General features: G+C 70.2%; 7 protein-coding genes. All 7 read right to left on the bottom strand.

Going from position 1 to position 5073, the window contains the following annotated elements; genetic code table 11:
- Positions 1 to 114: 114 nt before the first annotated feature.
- Positions 115 to 690 (bottom strand): cupin domain-containing protein, encoded by a 576-nt coding sequence (locus VF665_RS20550; RefSeq protein WP_331055336.1) that lies wholly within the window; start codon positions 688 to 690, stop codon positions 115 to 117.
- A 503-nt stretch (positions 691 to 1193) separates the two neighbouring features.
- The gene (locus VF665_RS20555) at positions 1194 to 1676 is read right to left on the bottom strand and encodes a cupin domain-containing protein (protein ID WP_331055337.1); all 483 of its coding nucleotides are present in this window, start codon (positions 1674 to 1676) and stop codon (positions 1194 to 1196) included.
- A 49-nt stretch (positions 1677 to 1725) separates the two neighbouring features.
- Entirely contained in the window at positions 1726 to 2286 is a 561-nt protein-coding gene (locus VF665_RS20560) for a hypothetical protein (RefSeq protein ID WP_331055338.1), read from the bottom strand.
- 20 nt (positions 2287 to 2306) lie between these two features.
- On the bottom strand, positions 2307 to 2927 hold the full coding sequence (locus tag VF665_RS20565; RefSeq protein ID WP_331055339.1) for a hypothetical protein: 621 nt from the start codon (positions 2925 to 2927) through the stop codon (positions 2307 to 2309).
- Complete coding sequence (locus tag VF665_RS20570) at positions 2924 to 3418, bottom strand: hypothetical protein (protein WP_331055340.1); 495 nt, start codon at positions 3416 to 3418, stop codon at positions 2924 to 2926. Before VF665_RS20570 ends, VF665_RS20565 begins: the two co-directional genes overlap by 4 nt.
- Before the next feature lie 96 nt (positions 3419 to 3514).
- Positions 3515 to 4207, bottom strand: coding sequence for a hypothetical protein (locus tag VF665_RS20575; protein WP_331055341.1), 693 nt, complete (start codon positions 4205 to 4207; stop codon positions 3515 to 3517).
- A 346-nt stretch (positions 4208 to 4553) separates the two neighbouring features.
- Positions 4554 to 5073: S41 family peptidase (locus tag VF665_RS20580; protein WP_331055342.1), on the bottom strand; the 520-nt coding region annotated here is incomplete at its 5' end.

Consider the following 5073-nt stretch of genomic DNA (forward strand, 5'->3'; position numbering starts at 1 on the left):
CGGGCGGAGGTTCATCCGGTCCAGATCCGGTCATCCGCTGAATGTAGCACTCCGGAGACCTCCCGGCAGGCGCGGCGCGAGGGCGAGGCAATCCGCTGCCTCGCCCGGGCGTGGTCAGCGCACGACGGGCTCCGGGGCCCCGGCGTAGCGTCCGTAGCGGCCGAGCAGATTTCCGATCGCCACCAGGACGGGGAAGAGGAACCGCTGCACGGGCGCGGGGATCTCGGACATGGCGAACTCGCTGCGGTAGCGCGTGGCCAGGTACGCCGCATCCAGGATGTGGGGGCGCCCGCCGCCGTTGCGCTTCTGCGAATCGAAGATCTGGGCCAGAAAGTACTCCACGTTGTCGGCCGGTTCAATGTAGCCGGTGCAGTGGAGGTCGTCCTCGCCCGCGTTCCAGAAGCGGTGCACGTCGCCCGGCGCGAACGCCACCGTCTCGCCCGGCCCGGCGAACTGGTATGGCTGGCCCGGCCGCTCGTATCCGATCCGCCCGCGCACCACGGTAAGCGCTTCGGCCTGATGGTGGTGCACGTGCATCACGGGGCCCGCCCCGGGCGCCACCACGTTTTCCACCTCCAGCCGGTCTCCGTGTTCTCCCGGAACGCGGCGCAGAAAGGTGAGGCGCTCGCCCGCGCCGTTGTCGATGCTGTGCGGATAGGTGAAGGCGGTCATGGCGTCGGCCCGGATCATAGGGTGAGTGCGTCGCCGCCCATTCCGGGCCGGCGCCAGAACCTTACCCTCGTCGCGCGCGTCTCTCGTGGGTAACGCGACCCATCATGGTCCGGTTGTCGCCTGTGGAGGGTCTTCAGACACCCCGCTCGCCATCGCATCCGCGCGGAAATGCGGAAGCTGCGCCGGATCGTCAGCCGCGCCGAATCGTGGCGCGGAGTCGAAGGATCTACTTGCCGCCGATCCAACGTCGCGACACGCACGTCCGTTCTCACGGGCATGGCAGATCCTTTGTCGGCGCCAAAGTGCGGTGCCCGCCGCAAGTGCCTCCGGCGCCTCCTCAGGATGACAAGTTCATGCGCGATAAAGACTTGGGTGCGCACGGAATGTCATCCTGAGCGGAGCGCCGCGCCGTATCGTCAGCCGCTCCGAACTGTGGCGCGGAGTCGAAGGATCTACTTGCCGCCGATCCAACGTCGCGACACGCACGTCCGTTCTCCACAACGTGCAACCTCCGCCGCGGATCAGAAGAGCGCGTCGGGCGCGCCGCCGAGCGCGCGCAACTGCTCGGACTCCGGCGAACCGGCGCTGATCATCTCAAAGTCCGCGAAGTCGAAGCCCGGCCCCACCGTGCACCCCACGAGCGCATAGGCGCCGGCCGGGCGCGCCGCCTGCCAGCAGTTCGCGGGCACCACGCACACCGGTCGCGACCCTGCCGCGCCCGTGGAGAGCGTGGCCCTCTTTACGGGCTCGCGGCCGTCGGTCCAGAACAGCTCCAGCGGTTCGCCTTCATAAAAGTGCCACACCTCGTCGGAGCGCACGCGGTGCCACCGGCTTTGCTGCCCGCTCACCAGCAGAAAGTAGATGGTGGTCAGCGCGCTCCGCGCCGCGCGGTCGTCCAGCGGCTGCACCTGCTCGGCGGATCGAAAGACCTCGCGGTAGTAGCCGCCTTCCGGATGAGGCTGAAGCTCGAGTTCCTGGATGAGGGCGGCGGCGCGAGCATGCATGGGGTCGACAGATCGGGCTGTGAGTGGATTACTCGGTGAGGGCGCGTGACTAGAAGACCGCGCTCCAGACTTCTTCCGCGGCCACCCAGCCGCCGGGATGCCTGCGAAGCGCGCGGAAGGTGACGTCGCCGCAGAGTTTGCCGCACGTAACTACAATCCTCACGACCGCGACCTTTCCGTCCCGACTGTAGCCCACCGCCGACAACTGGACAATCGGGTTGTGCTTGTACAGGCGACGATCGTCTCGCACAAGCGTCTGCACCATCAACTCGGCGCTGTCCGCCGGGACGCGCCGGTCGTGCCCTGTGACGCGAACGGAATCCGGGAGTGGGTACACGGATTCGCTCCGGGTGTGCAGATCCGCGACTGCTTCGCGGATTTCGGGCGAGAAGTACTGCAGGTCCTTAACGAACGCCCGGTAGTTCGCGGGATTGGAGAGTGCCGCCGAGTCCGTGACGGCCTGCACGATCGCGCTGTCCGAACAGCAGTGCTCGCGCAGCAGGCTCTCGTAGATCGCGGCCGCCTCCGCCTGCGACTCGGATCGGCTCGCGCGCCCGCACCCGCCAGCACAAAGCGGCAGCAGGAGCGCGGCGGCGGGAATCCATCTCATGGAACGGGCCCGAACCAGGGTCAGGAAGTAAACGTGCGGCGGCAGTCGTACACGGTCCAGAGGCCGGGTGTCCGCTGCACGAGCTTGCAATTCCACGTAGTGCCGTTCAGCGGCCCGGCGTAGTAGGTCAGGTCCACGCCCCACAGCCCGGGCTCCCGCAGCGCGGCATCCACGGTGAACAGCCGCGCGAGCCCGCCGTCGGGCGCGGCCACGAGCGCTTCGTTCCGGCGGCAGTCCGCGGAATCGTGGATGGGTGCCCGGGTCTGGATGGCGGCGAGTACGTCGGCGGGAACGGTGGGAGTGTGAAAGGGATATCCGGCCGCCACGCAGAGCGCGCCTGCTTCCGGCCCCTCGTGGTCCGCTCCCGTGAGCTCGAACAGGTGCTTGAACGCGGCGATCCACCCGCCCGCGGGCGGCGTGGTGCCCGGCACCGCCGCCGGCGCGGCAGCCGGCCCGGAGGACGCGGCTTCGGCGCGCGCTTCGGCCGCGGGCGTCGCCGCGGGAACAGGCGCGCCGCCCACGACCGGAGCGGGCGGGCGGGCGGGGGCGCATCCCACCGCGCAGAGCAGCAGGAGTGCGCTGGCGCGACGCCACCGTCCGATGAGCCGCACCACCCGGCCCCCCAGGCAGGCAATCGTCACTGCGCCGGAGAGGACCGGCGGCGCCAGACCAGCGTCAGCACCAGCAGCGCGAGCGGGATCGGCAGAAGCGTCACGCTGCAGTACAGAATCAGCAGCGCGATCATGAACGGAGCTGCCGCGCGCAACGCTTCCGCGATCGGGCGTGTGACGGTACTCGCTGCCCGACGGGCGGCGAGAGACAGAGAAAGCGTACGAAACGTGTCACCGCGATTGAGGATGGCGAGGGCGAAGGAGTCCCGGCTGAACGTGGTGAGCGTGTCGCCGCTGACCGCCACGTTGATCCCCAGCGAATCGCGCAGAATGCGGTGCCACTCCTGCCTCTGCGGATCGGACGGCGGACCCGGCACGGAAAACACGGAGTCGTACCCGGGTGCCCTGGGCGCCAGCGAATATCGCGGCGCCACGAACACGTAGATCACCAGCAGTTCGGCGATCAGTCCGAACGTCCACAACCAGCGGATTCTGCCCGGCGTCCAGTCGCGGATGGCCACGGAGGAATTGTGCGGAGGGTGGATGTACGGGTGGGCGCGGAAACGGAGCCGAACATCAGGGCGATGCTCGGCTCCGCCGATGGGGGCGTGGCGCTCTCAGCCCGCGGGGTGCGGGTCGGCGGCCATGATGGCGGCGGCCTTGGCGCCGATCAGGTCCATCTGCCGCCGCCGCGTCTGCGCCCAGCGGGGAAGGCGCAGCAGGTTCGCGGCAAAGGCGCCCAGCCCCGTCGCGGCGATCATTCCGGGGACGATGATGTCCTGCGGCAGCCCGCCCGAAAGCGCGGACGACAGCGCGGCAGCGCCGGCGAACAGGCTGGCGCCGCCCAGCGCGTTGAGCACGCGGGCGTTCCCCTTTACCGTGCCCAGCCGCAGCCGGTATCCGTCCACGCTGGGCTCCACCAGCGCGTGCAGGTTGCCGTTGCTCCACTCGCGCAGCCCGCCCTGCGAGGCGACCCGCCCGCGGGCCCGAAAGGTGGAGCGCAGTTCGGCGACGAGCTTTTCCCACTCCCCTTCCGTGGGCGCGCGGGGCAGCGCCACCGTGTGCACCACCTCCACGGGCATCCCCAGCGACCTGCGCACCGGCGTCTGCACCGCGGGCGCGTCCAGGGAGGCGGCCGCGCGGGTCACGGCCGCGACGTCCAGGCCGGCCTCGCGCCCGATGTCCTGGAGTTCCACGAGGGTCAGGCCGTTCGCGGCCGGGGCGGGGCGGGGCTCCGCCAGTTCGCGGCGCGCCGCTTCGGCAAAGATCGCCCGGACTTCGTCATCGTCGTACGTGCGCTGGCCTGCCATGGACTCGCTCTCTTGCGGACGGTTGAACCGAAACCGGCGACGCTCCCATCCAACATAAGGCAAAACGCCGCGCCGCGCTGGTATACGGGCACCAGGGCGCCGCGGGTTCAGGCAGGAGGGGTGACGCGATCAGTGCAGCGCGCCCGAGTTCACGATCCAGCGACGAGAATGCATCCTCGGCATCTTCGCCGCGTCCATCGTCCATCCCGTGCAGGCCGCGCTGGATCCCCGCGGTTGCCGGCGCGTTTGCCGCCAGGTCAGGCAGGTTGGGATCACCATCCGCCTGCTGGTTCATCCGTTCAGCCTGCCCGCAGATCGCGTGATGACACCCGGAATCGCCGTCGCGTCACTCGCGCGGGGCGCACGCGGGGTGGCGGCGCAGCCATGCGGATGCGCGCAGCAGGGGCGCGTCCTGGCCCGCGACGCCGCTTTCGGACACGAACTCGTCGGGGGCGATGCGCAGCGGATACCGGCGGCCCAGCCGGTCGCGCGGGTACGCCGCGGTGATGATCAGCATGGCGCCATCGCGAAGCGGAACGTTGGCGTTGGCGGATGCGGCGCCGGACGTGGTATCTCCAAACGTGCGCAGGTCAGGCCGGCCCAGGAACGCCAGCAGCGTCATCTCGCCGCTGCTGGAAGTCCGGCGCCCGGTCAGCACCGCGACGGGAGCGCGGAGATGGGTGAGCGGGCGCGGGGGTGTGCTGCCCCAGCCGTGCGCCGCGGTGGAGGTGCTGTCGCCGAACCAGCTGCGGCCGTCGCGGTAGCGCCATGCCCGGCCAGGGGGGCTGTCGGTGAACGAGCCGACCGCCTCACCACCCAGCAGCGGCCCGATGCCGGCCAGCATGGGCCACATGTTGCCGCCCGTG

Source organism: Longimicrobium sp. (assembly GCF_036387355.1).
In the GTDB taxonomy this organism is placed as follows: Bacteria; Gemmatimonadota; Gemmatimonadetes; order Longimicrobiales; family Longimicrobiaceae; genus Longimicrobium.